Genomic DNA, 18,583 nt, shown 5'->3' with positions numbered 1-18,583 from the left:
GCCGCCCGGGTCTACCCCACGGCGGCGAACGTCTCGTGCAGTTCGTCGTCCTCCAGCCCGATCGCCACGGGCAGGATGCCCGTGGACCGCTCGTACTCGCTGCGCGCGGTCTCCAGCAGCCGGCGCCAGGACGTGACCGTCGGGCGTCGACGCAGCAGTGCGCGACGCTCCCGCTCGGTCATTCCGCCCCACACGCCGAATTCGACGCGATTGTCCAGCGCATCGGCCAGGCACTCGGTCCTCACCGGGCATCCGGTGCACACCGCCTTGGCTCTGTTCTGCGCTGCCCCTTGTACGAACAGTTCATCCGGATCGGTAGTGCGGCAGGCTGCCTGCGCACTCCAGTCGGTTACCCAGCCCATCCCGGCGCCGTCCTCTCCCGAATCGAGGCTCCCCCACGGCGGTAGCGGCATATTCACCGCTGCCAGTTGAGGACGTTACGGAAGGTGGCGACAGCACAACACCCCCTTCGGGCCCAATCTTGAATGGCCCGAACGGACTATGCGTATGCGGCAGATCACCCAGGGGAGTGAGGTGAGGACATGCGCGACTATCCCGGCAGAATCGGGACAGACCACCTGAGTCATAACGGACGGTCGATGACACACGAGGCGATTTCGGGAGCGCCTGAACTCGTGGCCGGGTCATGCACAGGGTCATGCAGGGGGGTTGATACAAAACCGGACTGCTGTGACAGTTGAGAGCAGCTTAGGCCAAGGCATATACGTGTGTCCGGCGAATGAGAACGTAGGCTGCCCCCATGCCAAAGAAGCGCTCGGGCGGGGGTCTCACGACGACCCAGCAGGCCGCCAAGTTCCTCGGTGTCGCCGCACTCTCCGGAGTGGTCCTGGCGGGCATCGCGCTGCCGGCCGCCGGAGCACTGGGTCTCGCCGCCAAGGGGACGGTCGACGGGTTCGACGAGATCCCGGCCAACCTGAAGACTCCGCCGCTGAGCCAGCGCACCACGATCCTGGACAACCAGGGCGGCCAGATCGCCACGGTGTACTCGCGGGACCGCACCGTGGTCCCGTTGACGAAGATCTCCCCGTACATGCAGAAGGCGATCATCGCGATCGAGGACGCCCGCTTCTACGAGCACGGCGCGGTCGACCTCAAGGGCATCCTGCGTGCGATGAACCGCAACGTACAGGCGGGCGGGACCGCGCAGGGCGCGTCGACCCTCACCCAGCAGTACGTGAAGAACGTCTTCGTCGAGGAGGCGGGCGACGACCCGACCAAGGTCGCGCAGGCCACCCAGCAGACGCTGGGCCGCAAGGTCCAGGAGCTGAAGTACGCGATCCAGGTCGAGGAAGAGCTCGGCAAGAAGAAGATCCTGGAGAACTACCTCAACATCACCTTCTTCGGCCAGCAGGCGTACGGCGTCGAGGCGGCCTCCCAGCGGTACTTCTCCAAGTCGGCCAAGGACCTGAAGCTGGAGGAGGCTGCGATGCTGGCCGGCATCGTGCAGTCGCCCAGCCGCTACGACCCCGTCAACGACACGGAGGAGGCGACCAAGCGTCGCAACACCGTGATCCAGCGGATGGCCGATGTCGGTGACATCTCGCAGCAGGAGGCCGACAAGGCCAAGGAGACCCCGATCAAGCTGAAGGTGAAGCGGCCGAAGAACGGCTGCATCACCGCGGTCAGCGGTTCCGGCTTCTTCTGCGCCTACGTATACGAGGTCGTCATGAACGACCCGGCCTTCGGCAAGACCGCGAAGGACCGCGCCAAGCTCTGGGCGACCGGCGGACTGACCATCAAGACGACGCTGGACCCGCGTTCCCAGGCCGCCTCCAACGAGGCAGCCACCTCCCGGGTCGACGAGACCGACAAGGTCGCGGCCTCTGTGGTCCAGGTACAGCCCGGCACCGGTCAGATCATGGCGATGGCCCAGTCCCGTCCCTACGGACTGGACGCGTCCCAGCACCAGACCATGCTGAACCTCTCCGTCGACCACAAGATGGGCGGCAGCTACGCCGGCTTCCAGGTGGGATCGACCTTCAAGCCGATCACCGCGGCAGCCGCGCTGGAGAAGGGGATCAGTCCGGCCCAGAGCTTCACCACGGACTACAAGATCACTCTTCCCGCCGACGGCTTCCGCACCTGCGAGAACGAGCCTGCGGACACCATCCCGTGGAACGTCGAGAACGAGATGGAGTCGGAGAAGGGCACCTTCGACATGACCAGCGCGCTGGGCAAGTCGATCAACACCTACTTCGCCAAGCTGGAGCAGAAGGCGGGCCTCTGCGAGACCCTCACGATGGCGAAGAAGGTCGGCTACAACCGCGGCGACAACAAGCCGCTGCTGCAGAACCCCGCCACCACCCTCGGCGGCCAGGAGTCGACGCCGCTGGCGATGGCCTCGGTCTACGCCACCTTCGCCAATCGCGGCACGTACTGCTCCCCGATCGCGATCCTGTCGGTGACCAAGCCGAACGGGAAGAAGATCGACGTACCGAAGTCGACGTGCAACCGTGCCATGAGCGAGCACACGGCCGACACCATCAACCAGATGCTCAAGGGCGTCGTCGAGGACGGCACCGGACAGTCGGCCGGTCTCAGCGACCGTGACAACGCGGGCAAGACCGGTACGACCGACGAGCGCATCAACGCCTGGTTCGTCGGCTACACGCCGAACCTGTCCACGGCGGTGTGGGTCGGCAGCGACGGCGCCCACCAGATCCCGATGAGCAACATCACCATCGGCGGCCAGTACTACGAGGACGTCTGCGGTGGCTGTCTGCCCGGTCCGATCTGGCGGACGGCGATGACCGGTTCCCTGAACGCCTCCGAAACCCCGGCCTTCACCCCGGTCGACGTACCGCGGGCGAAGCCGAAGGAGGACAAGGACAAGGACCGGGACAAGAACAAGCCGGGTCAGGGCGACGACAAGCCCGGCGACGACACCCCCTTCCCCGGCATCAGCATTCCGCCGGGCCTGATCGGCGGAAACGACGGCAACGGCCGCGGTCAGAACGACGGCGGGACCAACGGCCCCTGACCCGACCGGTCCCTGCGTACGCCGGACATGAAGGTGGGGCGCCCCCGGCCGGGGGCGCCCCACCTTCATGTCCGCCTGCTGAACCGCGCGAACTCAGCCCGCGAGGAGCTTCTTCACCGTGGCGGCCACCCGGCCGCCCTCGGCGCGCCCCGCGACCTTCGGGTTCACGATCTTCATGACGGCGCCCATGGCACGCGGCCCCTCGGCCCCGGCGGCCTTCGCCTCGTCGACGGCGGACGTCACGATCGCGGTCAGCTCGCCGTCGCTCAGCTGCTGCGGGAGGTAGGCGTCGAGCAGCTCGCCCTCCCGCTTCTCCCGCTCGGCCTGCTCGGTCCGGCCGCCCTTGGCGAAGGCCTCGGCCGCCTCGCGGCGCTTCTTGGCCTCCTTGGCGATCACCTTCTGCACCTCGTCATCGGAGAGTTCGCGGGCCGTCTTTCCGCCGACCTCCTCCTTGGTGATCGCGGTGAGGGTCAGCCGGAGCGTGGACGAGGTCAGCTCGTCGCGCGCCTTCATGGCCGTGGTGAGGTCTTCCTTGAGCTTGGACTTGAGCGTGGTCATGGGGTGATTGTGGCAGGTGCGGGGTGTCCGCCGCCCGCCGGTTTTCCTGTGGACACGCGCCGTCTGCGACGATGGGCGCATGCGCGCACGCTACGGAGTACCCCTGAAAATCACGGCGGTCACCGCCGCGGCCGGCGCCGCCGGTCTCGCCTACGCAGCCGGATTCGAGGCCCGCTCGTTCCGTCTGCGAAGGGTCACCGTCCCGGTACTCCCGCACGGGGCACGCCCGTTGCGCGTCCTGCAGGTCTCCGACGTCCACATGGTCGGCGGCCAGCGCAAGAAGCGCGCCTGGCTGCAGTCCCTGGCCGGGCTGCGCCCGGACTTCGTCGTGAACACCGGCGACAACCTCTCCGACCCGGAGGCGGTCCCTGAACTGCTCGACGCGCTCGGTCCGCTGATGGAGTTCCCGGGTGTGTACGTGTTCGGCTCCAACGACTACTACGGCCCGAAGCTCCGCAACCCCGCCCGCTACCTCTTCGACAAGGCGGCGGGCAAGCACGGGCTCAACGGGAACGCCCCGGCGGTCGGCGTCGTCCACAACCCGTGGGAACCGATGCGCGACGCCTTCGACGACGCGGGCTGGCTGAACCTGTCCAACGCACGCGGCCGTCTGAAGCTCGACGGCCTGGAGCTGGCCTTCACCGGCCTCGACGACCCGCACATCCGGCGTGACCGCTACGCCGAGGTCTCGGGCGGCCCCGAGACGGGCGCCGACCTCTCCATCGGCGTGGTCCACGCCCCCTACCTGCGCTCCCTCGACGCCTTCACCGCGGACGGCTACCCGCTGATCCTGGCCGGCCACACCCATGGCGGCCAGCTGTGCATCCCCTTCTACGGCGCCCTGGTCACCAACTGCGACCTGGACACGGACCGGGTGAAGGGCCTCTCCAGCCACACGGCCGAGGGCCACCGCGCCTACCTCCACGTCTCGGCCGGCTGCGGCACCAACCGCTACACCCCGGTCCGCTTCGCCTGCCCCCCGGAGGCGACCCTGCTGACGTTGACGGCGCGGGACGTGTAACCCGGGGCGCCCGCCCCATCGGCAAAAAGCGGATTTCGTCTCCGGGCGCCGGTGGGCTAAAGTAATCGATGTCGCCGGGAGACCGGCGGCGATCGGGGTGTAGCGCAGCTTGGCAGCGCGCTTCGTTCGGGACGAAGAGGTCGTGGGTTCAAATCCCGCCACCCCGACAGCCGTAAGACCAGGTCAAGGGCCTGATCCACTGAGTGGATCAGGCCCTTCCTGCGTTTCCGGAGATCGCTCGGTGCTCGCGGCCGTGCTCGCGCTTGTGGCTGACCGGCAAGATCCGCGCCGCCCGGACCGGCGGACCGGCGTCTCGGACGGCGAGGCCCGCAACCGGCTGTTCCTCACCCTCGGCCATGGCCGACCGGAGCCGGGCCATGGCCCGGCTCCGCCGCATGATCCTCGGCCCCGCCCGCATCCGCGGGACAGAATGCGCACTTTCGGCAAATTGAAAGCATGAGGTGCCGAATACGGATCAACCGCGGCTCGCCACGCCTCCAGCACCTACTGGCCGCACCCTCGCCGCAGGCGGCCATCGGCCGTATCTCTCAGTAGTTTATGACCGAGTCGATGTAGACCTTCGGTTCGTCCGGCAATTCACCCTCGTAGGAATCGCCTACGAGAGTGGTCTCCCTGCCCGTCTGTCCTGCCGCCACATTCGGGAAGTCGAATTCAGTGGCGCGCACCCAGTCCTCGCCGATTCCCACGCTGACGGTGACCCTGATGTTGAGAGTCCTGTCATAGGTATTGGTGGCATTGCAGGCGACATTGAAGCCGATCGCACCGCGAGTGACCCGGACCTCCACATCACCAAGCGTAATGATCTTCGTCTTGCCCTGGTGACTGATGACCGGCGACGGTTCCGGACTCGCCTCAGTTGTCGCCGGAGTACTCGGAGTACCCGAATTGCCCGGAGTACTGCTCGATGCGGCTGGAGGGGCCGACGAAGGGGCAGCAGAAGAGGACGAGGGGGCGGCCGAAGGACTCGTACCGTCCGAGCATCCGGTGGCCAGCGCGGTGATGAGCAGTGCTGCGCCCCAGGTGGCGGGGCGCAGCACAGTGCGGCGGAATTGCATCAGTTACAGGCACCCACGGTGAGGTAGTTGTCGACGACGACGCTGGTGCCGATCTTCATGTACGAGTACGCCTTGCCGCAATAGCCACGGTTCTGGTAAACGGGGCCGGCGTAGCTGCTGAACGTTCCGGAGTCCTCGACGTCGGCGGTGTCCGTGTAGTTGTCCGCCAGCTTGAGGCGCATGGAGTGCGCGACTCCGGTGTCGTTGAAGAACACGGCGCAGATCGGCTTGTCGTAGTAGCTGCTGCCTGTCGTCTTGCCGTTGGTCCAGGTGTACGTGGTGCCGTACGTGCCGTACCGGGCGGCACTGACGGAGATGGTGTAGCCGGTTCCGCATACGTTGGCAGCGGCTGCGGCAACCTTCGCATCGGCCGCAACGATCTGCTTGGTTGCGTCACTTGCCTGCTTGTCGACCTGAACGCCCTTGACATCCACGGTCGCAATCGACGTATTACCCGTCGGCTCGGACCTGTCGGCCGCCGACGCGGCAGGCACCGCCACGGTCGCAGCGAGCAGGACGGCACAGATTCCGGCAAAGCCTACTGAAGTCTTCACTCTTCCCCCATCAAGTGACAGTCAGGTAATCCTGACGTGCGGAGAGTATCGCATTGAATGCACATGCCACGAGGAATTCCAAACTTCCGTCGCGAAATGGTCAGCATGTGACATTGAATGGGACTATCGAGCTGAATCAGCCGCAGCGGTGCCCGAATGGGAGGAATCAGTCATCGCGTTCACGGCATTCGCACGCACGTCACGGCTCCGCGATCCGTACATATCCCGTGATGGCAGAAGTTTTCCCGGACGCCTGATCCGCTCAGCGGATCAGGCCACTGATTGCCTTTCGGTCGTCTTCGGAGCCGTTCGGGCTTTCACCCCGTTCCATATCGGCAGCAGCGCGGGGCACTGCTTCTCTCAACTCCGGGAAGGCGCCTTCGCGGTGGAACCCCGCGGGGTGAGGGACGGGGTCGGTACCTGTACGGATCCGGTGTGCCGGCCTTCTATGACCGCGAAGAGTGTGCGGGCCACCTGCGCTCCGAAGTTGTGCACATCGTGGCTCATGGCCGACAGGGTGGGGTGCGTGATCCGGCACAGCTGCGAGTCGTCCCAGGCGAGCAGGGACAGGTCGTCGGGGACCACGAAGCCCATCTCGGCGGCGACTCCCGCTCCTGCGACGGCCATGATGTCGTTGTCGTAGACGATGGCCGTGGGGCGCTCGGCCGACATCAGCAGGGACCGGGTCGCCCTGGCCCCCTCGCTTCCGTCGAAGCCCGTCGCGATCTGCCGGCCTGCCTCAAGGCCCAGCTCCCGCATCGTGGCCGCGAAGGCGGTGGCCCGGATGGCGCTGTGCCCGAGACCGACCGGACCGCCGACGCGGGCGATGCGCCGGTGTCCGAGCGCCGCCAGATAGCGGACGGCCTCGGCCGCGGCCGTGGCGTCGTCGGTCCACACCGCGGGGAACGAGCCGGTGAGGGACGGATGCCCGACGGCCACCGCCGGCAGCCCGATGGACTCCAGCGACGGAACCCTCGGATCGTCCTCGTGGAAGTCGACCAGGATGGCGCCCGCGATCGTCTGGCTCCGCCACCAGGACCTGTACTGCTCGGTCTCCTCGTCGAGATCCCGCACCAGCCTCAGGAGCAAGGAGTGCGACCGCTCGGCCAGCACGCTCTCGATACCGGAGATGAAGTCCATGTAGAACGGTTCGAGTCCCAGCAGCCGGGCGGGGCGGCACAGGGCCAGGCCGATGATGTCCACCCGCTGGCTGGAGAGGCTGCGCGCGGTGAGGTTCGGCGCCCAGCCCAGCTCCTTCGCGGCCTCGAAGATCCTCTGGCGGGTGGCAGCCGAGACGCCCGGCTTCTGGTTGAACGCCAGCGAGACGGCCCCCTTGGACACACCCGCCCGGGCGGCAACGTCCTTGATCGTCACACGTGCGGGACTGTTCACCTCGCGTCCGCGCACAAGAGGGCGGCCCGCGCCCTCTTCGCGTCCGCGGAACCGCCGCCGGTCACGCGGAGCCGGGCCTGCTCGCCGGGCAGCAGCGTTCGCAGCCCCTGATCGGCCGCGGCGTGCGGGGCGAGGCGGTCGGCATGAAGGAGAAGGTTTCTCAGCAGAGTGTGCGCACTTACCACGACGCCGACTGTATCGCCCCTGCCCGACACTGCTTCCACGGTGACGGCGTACGCCGACCGCGAAGGCGCGGGCATGGCAAGGGCCCCGCACGAGAGCCTTGAGCTCTCGTGCGGGGCCCTGCCGTGCTGCGGGCCGTCGGCTCAGCCGGCGCGCCTGCGGCTGAGCGTGCGGGCCGTCACTCCGCCCACGAGGGCCAGCGCGGCAGCCAGGATGCCGAGGACGGTCCAGGTCCAGGCACCGGTGTCGGCCAGGTGGCCGTTGTCGTGCTCCGGCTTGCCGCCGTTGTCGGGACCCGGCTGGTCGCCGCCACCGTTGGCACCACCACCGTTGTGGTCACCACCGCCGTTGCCACCGCCACCGTGGTCACCGCCACCGTGGTCACCGCCGCCGCTGTCACCGCCGTCCCCGTCCGGCTTCTTCTCGAAGGTGTTCGTGACGTCGACCGATGCCTCGCCGGCGACGACCACCGTGCCGTCCGTCCCGTCGTCGGACGCGGTGACGGTCACCGTGTCCCCCTCGGGCACGTTCAGCTCGGTCACGGTGCACTCCGCGCCCTCGGGCACGCTGATCTCGCGCTCATCGCCGTCCTTCAGGGAGAAGGCGCTGTCGTCCGCCGCGAGGGCGACGTCGCCCTGGTCCGTGGTGCACGCGAGACCGAAGTCGTACGGTCCCGAGCCGCCGTTCACCACCTTCTTGCTGACGGTCAGCTTCGCGGCCGGGAAGGTGTTGGTGACGGTGATGACCGCCCCCTCGCCCTCCGGTCCCTCTGCCGTGACCACAGCCGGGTTGTCGGGCGAACCGTGGTCGACGACCGCCTTGGCGGCGCCGCCCGTGTCCACCTCCTCCGCCCAGCAACGACTGTTGACCGGCAGGGGCTTCACGGTGACGGGCTCGCCCGTCTTCACCTCGTAGGTCTTGTGCAGGACACGGTCACCGGCCGCACCGGACGCGTCCGGCAGGGTGCAGGAGACATCGACCTTGAACGTGCGGTCCGTGGCGTAGTCCGCCGCGTCGCCCTCCAGGTCCTTCTTGAGCGTCAGCTCACCGAACCGGAAGGTGTTGGTGATCTCCGCCGTCTGCACCGGCTCGGTGCCGATGCCCGGCACGATCGTCACCTCGACGGGGTTGTCGGCGGTGTGGTCGGCGCTGCCGCCGCGGGCGGACGTCTCCCACACCGAGCACTGCGCACCCGCCGGCAGGTCCTCGACGGTGACGGGCTTGTTCACGGAGACCCGGTAGTCCTTGTCGAGGACCGTACGGGGCTCACCGCCCTCCGGGTCGATGACGCAGGTCACGTGGTACGGGAACGGGATCCGCTTCAGCGGGCCGTCCAGCTGGTCGGGGTGGTCGCCGAGCTGCTTGACCAGCTTCAGACCGCCGTAGGCGAGGGCGACGCCGACCTGGGTGGGCTCGTTGGCCTGGAGGACCCGGGGGGATCCTGCCCGGTCGGTCGTCTCGTTGTGCGCGTAGGAGTTCCAGGCGATCGTCGGGTCACCGTTGTGGGTGACGTCGACCGGGGTGTCCATCGCGTACGTGATGTCGACCGTGCCGCCCGGGGCGAGCGCCGGGCTGAACGTGAGCTCCATCCGGGCGCCGACCGCCGCGGCACCGTAGGCGTCGTCCCATGTGGAGGACGGGCACTGTTCCGCGTTCGAACCGGCGCCGCCCATGTCGAGGTCGTCGGTGCACAGCGGCTCGTCGTTCTCGTAGGCGACGGCCATGGTGCCCGGCCCGTCCAGCTTCGGCTCGGAGGCGAGCGTGGGCCGCTTGTCCCACGCGGTGCCCCGCTGCTCGTCGAGGATGACGCCCTTGTCGCCCTGGACGGGGAAGCGGTCGACGATGCGCATGGCGGTGCCGGACTCCGTGCCGGCGTTCTGGACGCGCATCAGGTAGTGGTACTGGTCGCCGGGGTCGACCAGCGCGATGCACGGGTTGGCGGTGTAGCGGCGGCCGGTGGCGTCGGTGGCGGTCAGGCAGGAGTCGTCGCCCACGTCGACGACCTTGCCGGAGCGGGTGTTGTACCAGCCCAGTTCGTCGTTGCCGGAGACCCACTTGCGAGCCATGAAGGCAGCGCCGGACTTGGCGGTCAGGGTCGCCTCGGCGACGCAGTACAGGCCGTCCCCGAAGGAGCCGTCGTTCTGCGAGGTGCCCTCGCAGGTCATGTCCTGGTCGGAGGAGGTGGCACCCATCGTGTTGGTGACGACGTCACCGGCGTTGATGCCGGCCTCCAGCCGGACGTGGATCTCGATGGTCAGGGTGGCGCCGGGAGCCAGCACCCATGCCGAGCCGTCCGCGTTCTTGGAGAAGTCCCAGCTGAGTGCCGAGACACGGCCGTCACCGGTCGTCTGGTTGAACACGGGGGTCGGGACAGGAGGCGTTCCGTCGGGCACCTTGGTGTCGATGACCTTGTAGGGCTCGCCGTTGTCGCCCTCGAAGGTGTCGACGAACGCGATGCCTTCAGGAAGCGCGTCCTTCACCACGAGGTTCGGGACGTTCGCCGTACCGGTGTTGGTGACCTTCAGGTAGAAGGGCGCGTCCTCGCCGGGCGCGAGTGCGGTGTTGGGCGTCTTGCTCACGTCCAGCACCGGGTCACCCTTGACCAGGTCGAGGGTGGCGCTGACCGGGGCGATGTCCTTGGGCTTGTCCTCGTCCTCGATCTTGGTGAGGAAGCTGCCGCTCAGGGTGTCCTCCAGATGGCTGGGGACGGGACCGCCGCCGTCACGCAGTGCCGGGCGCGGACTGACGTCGAGAACCAGCACCCCGGAGCAGGCGGTCTCGGCGCACGGGGTGATCGTGTACCCGTCGTTGAATCCGCTGGTCGAGGAGTACGTGGCACGGATGCCGGTCACGTCCGCGGCGTTCACGCCCGAGGGCAGGGCGGCGGAGGCCGAAGGTGTGCCGTTGACCCAGGCTCCGTCGACGTAGGCGTCGATCTGCACCCGGTCGGCCCCGGCCGGCATCGTGTTCGACTTGATCGACACGAGGTCGACGGCGTCGAAGAAGTCGCTGTCCTGGTCGGTCATCTGCAGGTACTTGGCCGACATGTTGCCGGTGTTGCGCACGGTGAGCGAGGCGTCCGCGTGCTGCCGGGGCAGTCCGGGGACGTACTCGGGGAGTTCACCGGGGCTGATCGACTTGTTGAGGGAGGCCGAGTCGTCTGCGGGACCGGTGGTGAGCTCGGGAGAGCACACCGGGTCGCCGGCCACGAAGTCGCCGCCCGCGGAGATCGAGTAGCAGTTGTTGAACGTCCCCCCGTCCTCGACGCCTTCGCGGCGCTCGGTGACGAGGTCGACCGTGAAGCTGGACTGGGGCGGCATGTTCCCGTCGTAGGAGGCGCGTACGCCTGTGGCCCGGTGCAGCAGGGCGGTGTCGGAGTCGTCGTACGCGACCCAGGCGCCCGCACCGCCGCCCGCCGTCGGGTCCCAGAGCTCGATGGCGACCGGGGCGGAGGACGGGGAGACCGACACGGAGTCGATCTGCAGCACGTCGAAGGGGCTCGGGCCGGTCGGCTTGCCGTCCGCGTCGGCGGGCGGGTCGGTGAGGACCGGGTCCACCAGCGCCTTGTTGCCGTTGTTGCTGAACTTGAGATGCATCGGGATGGGCTGGCCGGGCGGCACGTCGGTCTGGTCGACGGTCTTGGAACCGGACCCGGAGCTGTTCGGCGACTCGATGGGCAGGTCCTGGCATGCGGTGCCCGTCGCGGTTCCGCTGCCGTCGGTGCGGCCGGCGTCTCCCTTGAACCCGGCGCAGTTGGCGATGCCGGGGCTGCTGCCGGAGGGCAGGTCGTCCGCGGTGACGGCGTCGGTCAGCGTGCCGTGGAGGTCCAGGCCCGCGTCGGCGCCCGCCTCGATCGTGGGGTTCCCGTCGCCGTCGACGCCGGTGTACACGACCTCCACCTTGGTGACGGAGGTGCCGTCCTTGGCCACGTCGACGGTCTGGTTCTCGGTGTACGTGTCCGTGGTGCTGGTGCCGTCGGCGTAGGTGACGGTCAGCTTCGCCTCGGTGGCGCCTGCCGGGAGGCGCAGCCTGACCTGGCTCACCGCGACCTTGTCGAACTCACTGGCCGCGTCCGCGTCCGGCTCGGTGATCGTGATCGACTTCACCGGGAACGGGGAGTTGTTCTTGACGTCGACCATCATGCTGACCGGGGAGTCCACGCCGATCACGGCGTGTTCGCCGTTGTCCTGCGCGAAGTTGCCGTTGGAGTCCGGGAAGAACTTCTTGGACCCGTTGAGCACGAGAACGTCCGGCAGGATGTCGTACGTGTCGCAGGCCTGCGTACCGACGACCTTGCCGTCGGTGGTCTCCTGGGCGGACGGGACCGCGCAGTTGTCGACGGTGATCTTGTCGGTGGGCCGCAGCGGCGACCCGTCCGAACGCTTGGTCTCGCGGAGCTTCAGCCCCACCTCGACGGTGCCGCCGGTCGCGTCGTACGGCAGCGGGTCACCACCGCTGTTGGTGAACACGACCTCGAACCCGACGACATCGCCCGCGGCGACGCCACCGGGCAGCGGCAGCTCGCCGGGCGAGGAGATGACGTCCCCGGTGTGCGTGGCGCCGTCGGCCGTGGTCACCACCAGGTGCGCCTGGTCGGCGCCCTTGGGAAACGCGGTCACGGAGGCGGAGGTGAAGTCGAAGTACTCGAAGGTCTCCGCACTCGTGTCGGACACGGACAGCTCGGTGACCTCGGCGGACGAGGAGGAGTTGTTACGTACCCCGAGCGTGATCGTCGACTCCTCACCGGTGCCGGCGACCGCGGAGCCGTCCTCCCAGGTCTTCGTCGCCACCGGCTTGACCGCCCGCGGGATGGAGACCGTCACATCGGAGGCCGATGACTTCGGGTCGGCGTTGGCGGCCGTGACGTCCGCGGTGTTGCTGATGGTGGTGCCGTCCGCCGCCTGGGTGTCGGCAGGCAGCCGCATACCGATCTCCACGGCGCCCGCCTGCCCCGCCCGCAGACCGGTCTTGCCCTCGGGATTCTGCAGCGGCTGTTTGTAGACGACGGTGAGCTTCCGCGTCGACTCGTCGTACGTGACGTCACGGGTGGTGGTGGACTGCGGGAGGCTGGTGACGTCCAGCCCCTCGGGCAGCGTGTCGGTGACGGTGAAGTCCACGCAGTCGACCGTCAGCCCCGAGCACTGCCCGTTGAGCGTGTAGATGAACTCGTCACCGGGCTCCAGCGGATCACCGCCCGTGCTGTTGGTCTTGGTGATCCCGACGGAACTCATGGGGTCGTCCGCCGCCGCCTCGAGCGGCATCGCGGCCCCCTGGGAGACGAACAACAGGGTCAGTGCAGCTGTGATTCCCACAGGTAGACGGGCAAACCTGTGCCGCAGTCCGGACATGAACCAGCCTCTTCCCTTCACACCGACGTCCGTCCTCGACAGCCCCGTCGGCTCTGACCCCAGACAGTTACCGTGAGTGAACGTAGGCATGTGACACTCGGACGGCCGAGCCAGCCACGCCGTTGATCTGATGATCAGTCACGAATTTCCGCCATGTGGGTGATCGGGACGGCCGTGCGGGGATCACCCGCACGGTGGGTAGCCTCGGGCGAGCCCGTACGGCCGTTCCCCGATGCAGAGACGAAGAGAGCGACAGCACTGTGCACCAGTACGAGAAGGACGGACCGGCCATCTATCGCCAGTCCTTCGCCACCATCCGGGCAGAGGCGGACCTGACGGGACTGCCGGCCGATGTGAGCCAGGTGGCGGTCCGGATGATCCACGCCTGCGGCATGGTCGACCTGGTGCGCGATCTCGCCTTCACCCCGGACGTGGTCGGCCGTGCCCGGGCGGCGCTGCGGGGCGGTGCGCCGATCCTGTGCGACGTGGCGATGGTGGCCAGTGGCATCACCCGGCGGCGGCTGCCCGCGGACAACGAGGTGGTGTGCACCCTCTCCGACCCGGCGGTGCCCGGTCTCGCGGCGGAGCTCGGTACGACCCGCAGCGCCGCCGCGCTGGAGCTGTGGCGCGACCGGCTGGACGGTGCGGTCGTCGCCGTCGGGAACGCGCCCACCGCGCTGTTCCGGCTGCTCGAACTGATCGAGGAGGGGGCACCGCGTCCCGCCGCCGTCATCGGTGTGCCGGTCGGATTCGTGGGTGCCGCCGAGTCCAAGGACGCCCTGGCCGCGCACCCGTCGGGGCTCGATCACCTGATCGTGCGGGGCCGGCGGGGCGGCAGTGCGATGGCGGCCTCGGCCATCAACGCGATCGCCAGCGAGGAGGAGTGAACACCCGGCCGGTCATGGCGTGTGGCCGAGGTGGTCGCGCAGCCGGGTGACGGCCTCCTCCGGGGTGCCGGCCACCGCCACGCCTTCCGGGACCGGTGGCCGTCGCACCACGACCACCGGGATCCGCGCCTCGCGGGCCGCGGCGAGTTTGGGGGCGGTGGCCGCGCCACCGCTGTCCTTCGTGACGAGGACGTCGATGCGATGGCGGCGGATCAGCTCGCGCTCCCCGTCGAGGGTGAACGGGCCCCGGTCGAGCAGCGTCTCCATCCGCGCGGGGTACGGCGGTGCGGGTGCGTCCACCGACCGCGTCAGGAACCACAGGCCGTCCAGCCCCGCGAAGGCGGCGAGGCCGAGGCGCCCCGTCGTGAGGAACACGCGCCGGCCCAGGGCGGGGAGCACCGCCGCAGCCTCCTCCAGGGAGGCGGCCGGGTGCCAGTCGTCGCCCGCGCCGGGCACCCAGCCGGGACGGCGCAGAGCGAGCAGGGGAACATGGGCGGCAGCGGCACCGGCGGCCGCGTGGAAACTGATGGTCCCGGCGAAAGGATGGGTGGCGTCGATGAGCGCATCCACCCGGTGCGTACGCAGCCATGCGGCCAGGCCCTCGGCTCCGCCGAAACCGCCGATGCGCACCTCGCCGGGCGGCAGCCTCGGTCCGGTGACCCGGCCGGCCAGCGAACTCGTCACCCGGGCGCCCGTGGGCAGCTCCGCCACCAGTAGTTCGGCCAGCCGACGGGCCTCCGTCGTGCCGCCGAGTACGAGGACGTGCATCGGATCCCTCCATGGGTGAGGCGGCGGGCGGACGCGGCGCCCAACTCAAGCACACCGGTCTGCGGCCCGGCTGGACCACCGGCGCCTGCGCGACCGCCGCCACCACGGCCGCGTACACGGCCCTGCTGACCGGCGACTTCCCCGACCCGGTGACCATCACCCTGCCCGGCGGCCAGACCCCCGCCTTCGCGCTCGCGGTGGAGGAACTGCACGACGGGCGGGCCACGGCCGGCATCGTCAAGGACGCGGGGGACGATCCCGACGTCACGCACGGGGCTCTCGTACGGGCCACCGTGCGGGTGCTGCCGCCCGGCTCGGGCGTGGTGTTCAGGGCCGGACCGGGGGTGGGCACGGTCACGCTGCCCGGCTTGCCGCTCGACGTCGGCGAGCCCGCCGTCAACCCGGTGCCCCGCCGGATGATGCGGGAGCACATCGGCAGGGTCGCAACGGCGCACGGGGGCGCGGGGGATGTGGAGATCACGCTCTCCGTGGACGACGGCGAGGAGATCGCCCGCTCCACCTGGAATCCGCGTCTGGGCATCCTGGGCGGCCTGTCCATCCTCGGCACGACCGGTGTGGTCGTGCCGTACTCCTGCTCGGCGTGGATCGATTCGATCCGCCGCGGTGTGGACGTGGCGCTGGCCGACGGGCAGACCCATGTGGCGGGCTGCACCGGTTCCACCTCGGAGAAGACCGTGGTGGCCGAGTACGGGCTGCCGGAGATCGCCCTGCTGGACATGGGGGACTTCGCGGGCGCGGTGCTCAAGTACGTACGCCGCCATCCGGTGGAACGGCTCACCGTCTGCGGGGGGTTCGCCAAGCTGTCGAAGCTCGCCGCCGGCCATCTCGACCTGCACTCGGGGCGTTCCCAGGTCGACACGTCGTTCCTGGCCGACCTGGCCCGGCGGGGCGGGGCCGACGAGGATCTGGCCGCCGAGGTGGCCGCGTCGAACACGGGACTCGCGGCTCTCCGCTCCTGCCTGGCGCGCGGGGTCCCGCTCGGGGACCTGGTGGCCTCGGCGGCACGGGACGAGGCGCTGTCGGTCCTGCGGGGCGCGCCGGTCGCCGTCGACGTCATCTGCATCGACCGGGCCGGCGTGGTGGTCGGGCGCAGCAGCGTGCGCTGAGGTCCCGCGCCCTGTGTTCGGCTCTCGGCTTTCGGCTTTCGGCTTTCGGCTTTCGGCCTTCGGCGGGGGCGTCTGCTCTGTAATGCTCTCGTGCCATTACCTGTGAAGCGATGAGCAGGTGGTCGTAAAACCTTTGTTTCAGGGCGAGTTCCAGGTTTATCTACGCGCGGAGCTACGGCTACCGAACGATCATTCGGGCATTTCCGGCACGTTCCCGCGCAACCATTACCGGCGGGTACCGGAAGCTGCTACAACAGGTGACGCCTCATCAACCCCCCACCCACCCCCCACACTTCGGAGGGCCGACAGCTATGTCAGTACGGAGATTCTGGGCGTCCGCATCCACTCTGCTCCTCGCCGCCGCGGCTGCCCTCGGCATGGCCCAGCCGGCCTCGGCCGCCGCCGGCGGGTATGTCGCCCTGGGCGACTCGTACTCGTCCGGTGTCGGAGCCGGGAGCTATCTGTCCGACAGCGGTGACTGCCGCCGCAGCACCAATGCCTACCCCTACCTCTGGGCGGCGGCGAACTCCCCTTCCTCGTTCGCCTTTGTCGCCTGTTCCGGTGCCACCACGAGCTCCGTGGCGAGCGGCCAGCTCGGCTCGCTGAGCTCGTCGACCTCGCTGGTCAGTGTCACCGCGGGCGGCAACGACGTCGGGTTCGCCGACGTCATGCAGGACTGCGTGCTGTCCGGCGAGGCCGCCTGCCTCGCCGGCGTGAACGCGGCCGTCGGGCAGATGAACAACACGCTGCCGTCCCGGCTGGGTTCGCTCTACACCTCGATCCACTCCAAGGCCCCGCAGGCACATGTCGTGGTGCTGGGCTACCCGCGCTTCTACAAGATCGGCGGCAGCTGCATCGCCGGTCTCTCGGAGAAGGAACGCACCGCCATCAACAACGCGTCCGACGTGCTGAACGGCGTCATCGCCAAGCAGGCGGCGAATGCCGGATTCACCTTCTCCAGCGTCGTCGACGAGTTCACCGGGCACGAGCTGTGCTCCGGTGACGCATGGCTCCACAGCGTCTCGATCCCGGTGTACAACTCGTACCACCCCAAGGCCGCGGGGCAGTCGGGCGGCTATCTGCCCGCCTTCCGCTCGGTCGCGTAGGGCCTGAACGCAGGCAACGGCGCGGCATCGCTCCGGAGTTCCCGGCTCCGAAGCGGTGCCGCGCCGCCGTGCTGCTCAGGTACGGGCGTCGACCGTCTGCCGCACGGCTCAGCACCGCCCGGCTCAGCACCGCCCGGCTCAGCACCGCACGGCTCAGCACCGCCCGGCTCAGCACCGCACGGCTCAGCACCGCACGGCTCAGTACCGCTCGACGAGATGCTCCCGGCCTGCCGGGGGCTCGTACGGTTCGGGCCAGAAGTCGGTGATCTCGCTGATCAGCCCCTGCGCGTCGAACGTGAAGAAGTGAACGGCATACGACTCCTGCCCGCCGTCCGTGAACAGCGTCCGGACGGCGGCCTGCCGCCCGGCCCGGTCGGCCACGATCCGCTCGACGCGCACCCGCCAGTCCCCCGGGTACTCCCGGTTGAAGACCAGATACCGCTCCTTGCCGCGAATGCGCTCGCGGGTCTGCGGCAGGTCGTACACCACCTCGTCGGCGAGCGTCGCCGCGAAGGTGTCCCAGTCACGGAGGTCGGCCGCGGTCCAGTAACTCTCGACCGTGGCACGCAGATCAGCATTCGAATCAGCAGTCGTGGTCATGGTTCGAGTCTGGACCCCGGCACTGACAATCGGTCCCGCCCCAGGTGAACGGCCCCCGCCGGCCGCTCCGCCGCGCTACCGGCCCCTGCCCGGCTCCTCCGGCCGGGTCGCCTTGATCGAGTACATCAGCGGAATCCGCGGCCGCTCCGCCGGGAAGCGGTAGAAGCCGTCCGAACGGCGCTCCAGCACCGGGAAGCGGGCGAAGAGCGAGGCGTCGTGCTCATGCAGGAACTCGATCCGCAGACCGGCCGCGGCCAGCGCGGAGACCACACTCCCCACCGGGTGCTGCCACTCGACGCTGCGGTTGTGGACAGTCGGCGCGTCGAAGTCCGCGTACGTGCCCGGCGTCTCGTCCACCCACGCGTCGCGGCTGAAGTAGTCGTGCACGACGGTCGAACCGGTCTCGTCGTCGAGGCAGTCGGTGAGCGGATGGAACTCCGCCAGGTAGAGGAACCCGCCGGGCGCGACGAGCGAGGCCGCCGTCTCGGCCCAGCGGTCGATGTCGGGCAGCCAGTTCAGCGCACCGATGCCCGTGTAGACGATGTCGTACGAGGAGTCCGGCACCGCCTCGGCCGCGTCGTGGACGTCAGCGGCGACGAACGCCGCCCGGTCCGGGCCCAGGCCCAGCTCACGGGCGAGCCCACGGGCGGTCTCGACGGCCGGTTCGGAGAAGTCGAGGCCGACGACCTGCGCGGCGCCGTGCCGGGCCCAGGAAAGGGTGTCGACCCCGATGTGGCACTGCAGGTGCAGCAGCGTCCGGCCGGTCACGTCCCCGACCTCCGCCAGCTCGAAGTCCCGCAGGGCGTCCTTGCCCGCGCGGAAGGAGTCGAGGTCGTAGAAGTCGCTGTCGGCGTGGATGGGCACACGCTCATCCCACATCGCGCGGTTGGCCTCGCGCCAGTCGGCAGGTATCGGAACAGGCATGCCGGCGAGGTTATCCACAGGCTGCGGACGACGCGAAC

General features: G+C 69.1%; 15 protein-coding genes and 1 tRNA gene. 6 read left to right on the top strand and 10 right to left on the bottom strand.

The window, feature by feature from the left end; all coding sequences use genetic code 11:
• Window positions 1-11 precede the first annotated feature (11 nt).
• Window positions 12-362 (bottom strand): WhiB family transcriptional regulator, encoded by a 351-nt coding sequence (locus tag OG912_RS18750; protein ID WP_018551136.1) that lies wholly within the window; start codon window positions 360-362, stop codon window positions 12-14.
• Window positions 363-760: 398 nt separating this feature from the next.
• On the opposite strand from OG912_RS18750, the gene OG912_RS18745 reads away from it, so the two are divergent.
• Complete coding sequence (locus tag OG912_RS18745) at window positions 761-3,001, top strand: transglycosylase domain-containing protein (RefSeq protein WP_327710357.1); 2,241 nt, start codon at window positions 761-763, stop codon at window positions 2,999-3,001.
• A 93-nt stretch (window positions 3,002-3,094) separates the two neighbouring features.
• Here the strand turns inward: OG912_RS18745 and OG912_RS18740 are convergent, their stop codons facing one another.
• Window positions 3,095-3,559 carry a GatB/YqeY domain-containing protein gene (locus OG912_RS18740; RefSeq protein WP_327710356.1) on the bottom strand — a complete coding sequence of 155 codons (465 nt, stop codon included), beginning with the start codon at window positions 3,557-3,559 and terminating at the stop codon, window positions 3,095-3,097.
• A 79-nt stretch (window positions 3,560-3,638) separates the two neighbouring features.
• Here OG912_RS18740 and OG912_RS18735 point away from each other — a divergent pair, with 79 nt between their 5' ends.
• Window positions 3,639-4,580: a metallophosphoesterase gene (locus OG912_RS18735; RefSeq protein ID WP_327710355.1), complete on the top strand. Its 942-nt coding sequence runs from the start codon at window positions 3,639-3,641 to the stop codon at window positions 4,578-4,580.
• 93 nt (window positions 4,581-4,673) lie between these two features.
• A tRNA-Pro gene (locus OG912_RS18730) sits at window positions 4,674-4,747 on the top strand.
• Between the two features lie 381 nt (window positions 4,748-5,128).
• On the opposite strand, the gene OG912_RS18725 is transcribed toward OG912_RS18730, so the two are convergent.
• The 5 genes from OG912_RS18725 to OG912_RS18700 form a co-directional block, all read right to left on the bottom strand.
• Complete coding sequence (locus OG912_RS18725) at window positions 5,129-5,386, bottom strand: hypothetical protein (protein WP_326737136.1); 258 nt, start codon at window positions 5,384-5,386, stop codon at window positions 5,129-5,131.
• Window positions 5,387-5,453: 67 nt separating this feature from the next.
• Window positions 5,454-5,582 carry a hypothetical protein gene (locus OG912_RS18720; protein WP_327710354.1) on the bottom strand — a complete coding sequence of 43 codons (129 nt, stop codon included), beginning with the start codon at window positions 5,580-5,582 and terminating at the stop codon, window positions 5,454-5,456.
• Window positions 5,583-5,655: 73 nt separating this feature from the next.
• Entirely contained in the window at window positions 5,656-6,210 is a 555-nt protein-coding gene (locus OG912_RS18715; RefSeq protein ID WP_327710353.1) for a hypothetical protein, read from the bottom strand.
• Between the two features lie 360 nt (window positions 6,211-6,570).
• Complete coding sequence (locus tag OG912_RS18710) at window positions 6,571-7,602, bottom strand: LacI family DNA-binding transcriptional regulator (RefSeq protein ID WP_327710352.1); 1,032 nt, start codon at window positions 7,600-7,602, stop codon at window positions 6,571-6,573.
• Window positions 7,603-7,928: 326 nt separating this feature from the next.
• Entirely contained in the window at window positions 7,929-13,097 is a 5,169-nt protein-coding gene (locus OG912_RS18700; protein ID WP_327710351.1) for a DUF5979 domain-containing protein, read from the bottom strand.
• A 296-nt stretch (window positions 13,098-13,393) separates the two neighbouring features.
• Between OG912_RS18700 and OG912_RS18695 the strand changes: the two genes are divergently transcribed.
• Complete coding sequence (locus tag OG912_RS18695; RefSeq protein WP_326737141.1) at window positions 13,394-14,020, top strand: precorrin-8X methylmutase; 627 nt, start codon at window positions 13,394-13,396, stop codon at window positions 14,018-14,020.
• 12 nt (window positions 14,021-14,032) lie between these two features.
• On the opposite strand, the gene OG912_RS18690 is transcribed toward OG912_RS18695, so the two are convergent.
• The gene (locus OG912_RS18690; RefSeq protein ID WP_327710350.1) at window positions 14,033-14,788 is read right to left on the bottom strand and encodes a cobalt-precorrin-6A reductase; all 756 of its coding nucleotides are present in this window, start codon (window positions 14,786-14,788) and stop codon (window positions 14,033-14,035) included.
• A gap of 11 nt (window positions 14,789-14,799) precedes the next feature.
• On the opposite strand from OG912_RS18690, the gene OG912_RS18685 reads away from it, so the two are divergent.
• Window positions 14,800-15,915 (top strand): cobalt-precorrin-5B (C(1))-methyltransferase, encoded by a 1,116-nt coding sequence (locus tag OG912_RS18685; protein ID WP_327710349.1) that lies wholly within the window; start codon window positions 14,800-14,802, stop codon window positions 15,913-15,915.
• Window positions 15,916-16,226: 311 nt separating this feature from the next.
• Window positions 16,227-17,021, top strand: a complete 795-nt coding sequence (locus tag OG912_RS18680; RefSeq protein WP_326737144.1) for an SGNH/GDSL hydrolase family protein — start codon at window positions 16,227-16,229, stop codon at window positions 17,019-17,021.
• Window positions 17,022-17,219: 198 nt separating this feature from the next.
• Here OG912_RS18680 and OG912_RS18675 read toward each other — a convergent pair whose 3' ends face one another.
• Together OG912_RS18675 and OG912_RS18670 are read right to left on the bottom strand one after the other, a co-directional pair.
• Window positions 17,220-17,621: a nuclear transport factor 2 family protein gene (locus OG912_RS18675; RefSeq protein ID WP_327710348.1), complete on the bottom strand. Its 402-nt coding sequence runs from the start codon at window positions 17,619-17,621 to the stop codon at window positions 17,220-17,222.
• A gap of 75 nt (window positions 17,622-17,696) precedes the next feature.
• Window positions 17,697-18,545 carry a class I SAM-dependent methyltransferase gene (locus tag OG912_RS18670; protein WP_327710347.1) on the bottom strand — a complete coding sequence of 283 codons (849 nt, stop codon included), beginning with the start codon at window positions 18,543-18,545 and terminating at the stop codon, window positions 17,697-17,699.
• Window positions 18,546-18,583 lie beyond the last annotated feature (38 nt).

The sequence above is a fragment of the Streptomyces sp. NBC_00464 genome (assembly GCF_036013915.1).
Lineage (GTDB): Bacteria > Actinomycetota > Actinomycetes > Streptomycetales > Streptomycetaceae > Streptomyces.
The sequence above is the reverse complement of the archived record's forward strand: the minus strand, read 5'-3'. Positions and strand labels throughout refer to the sequence as shown.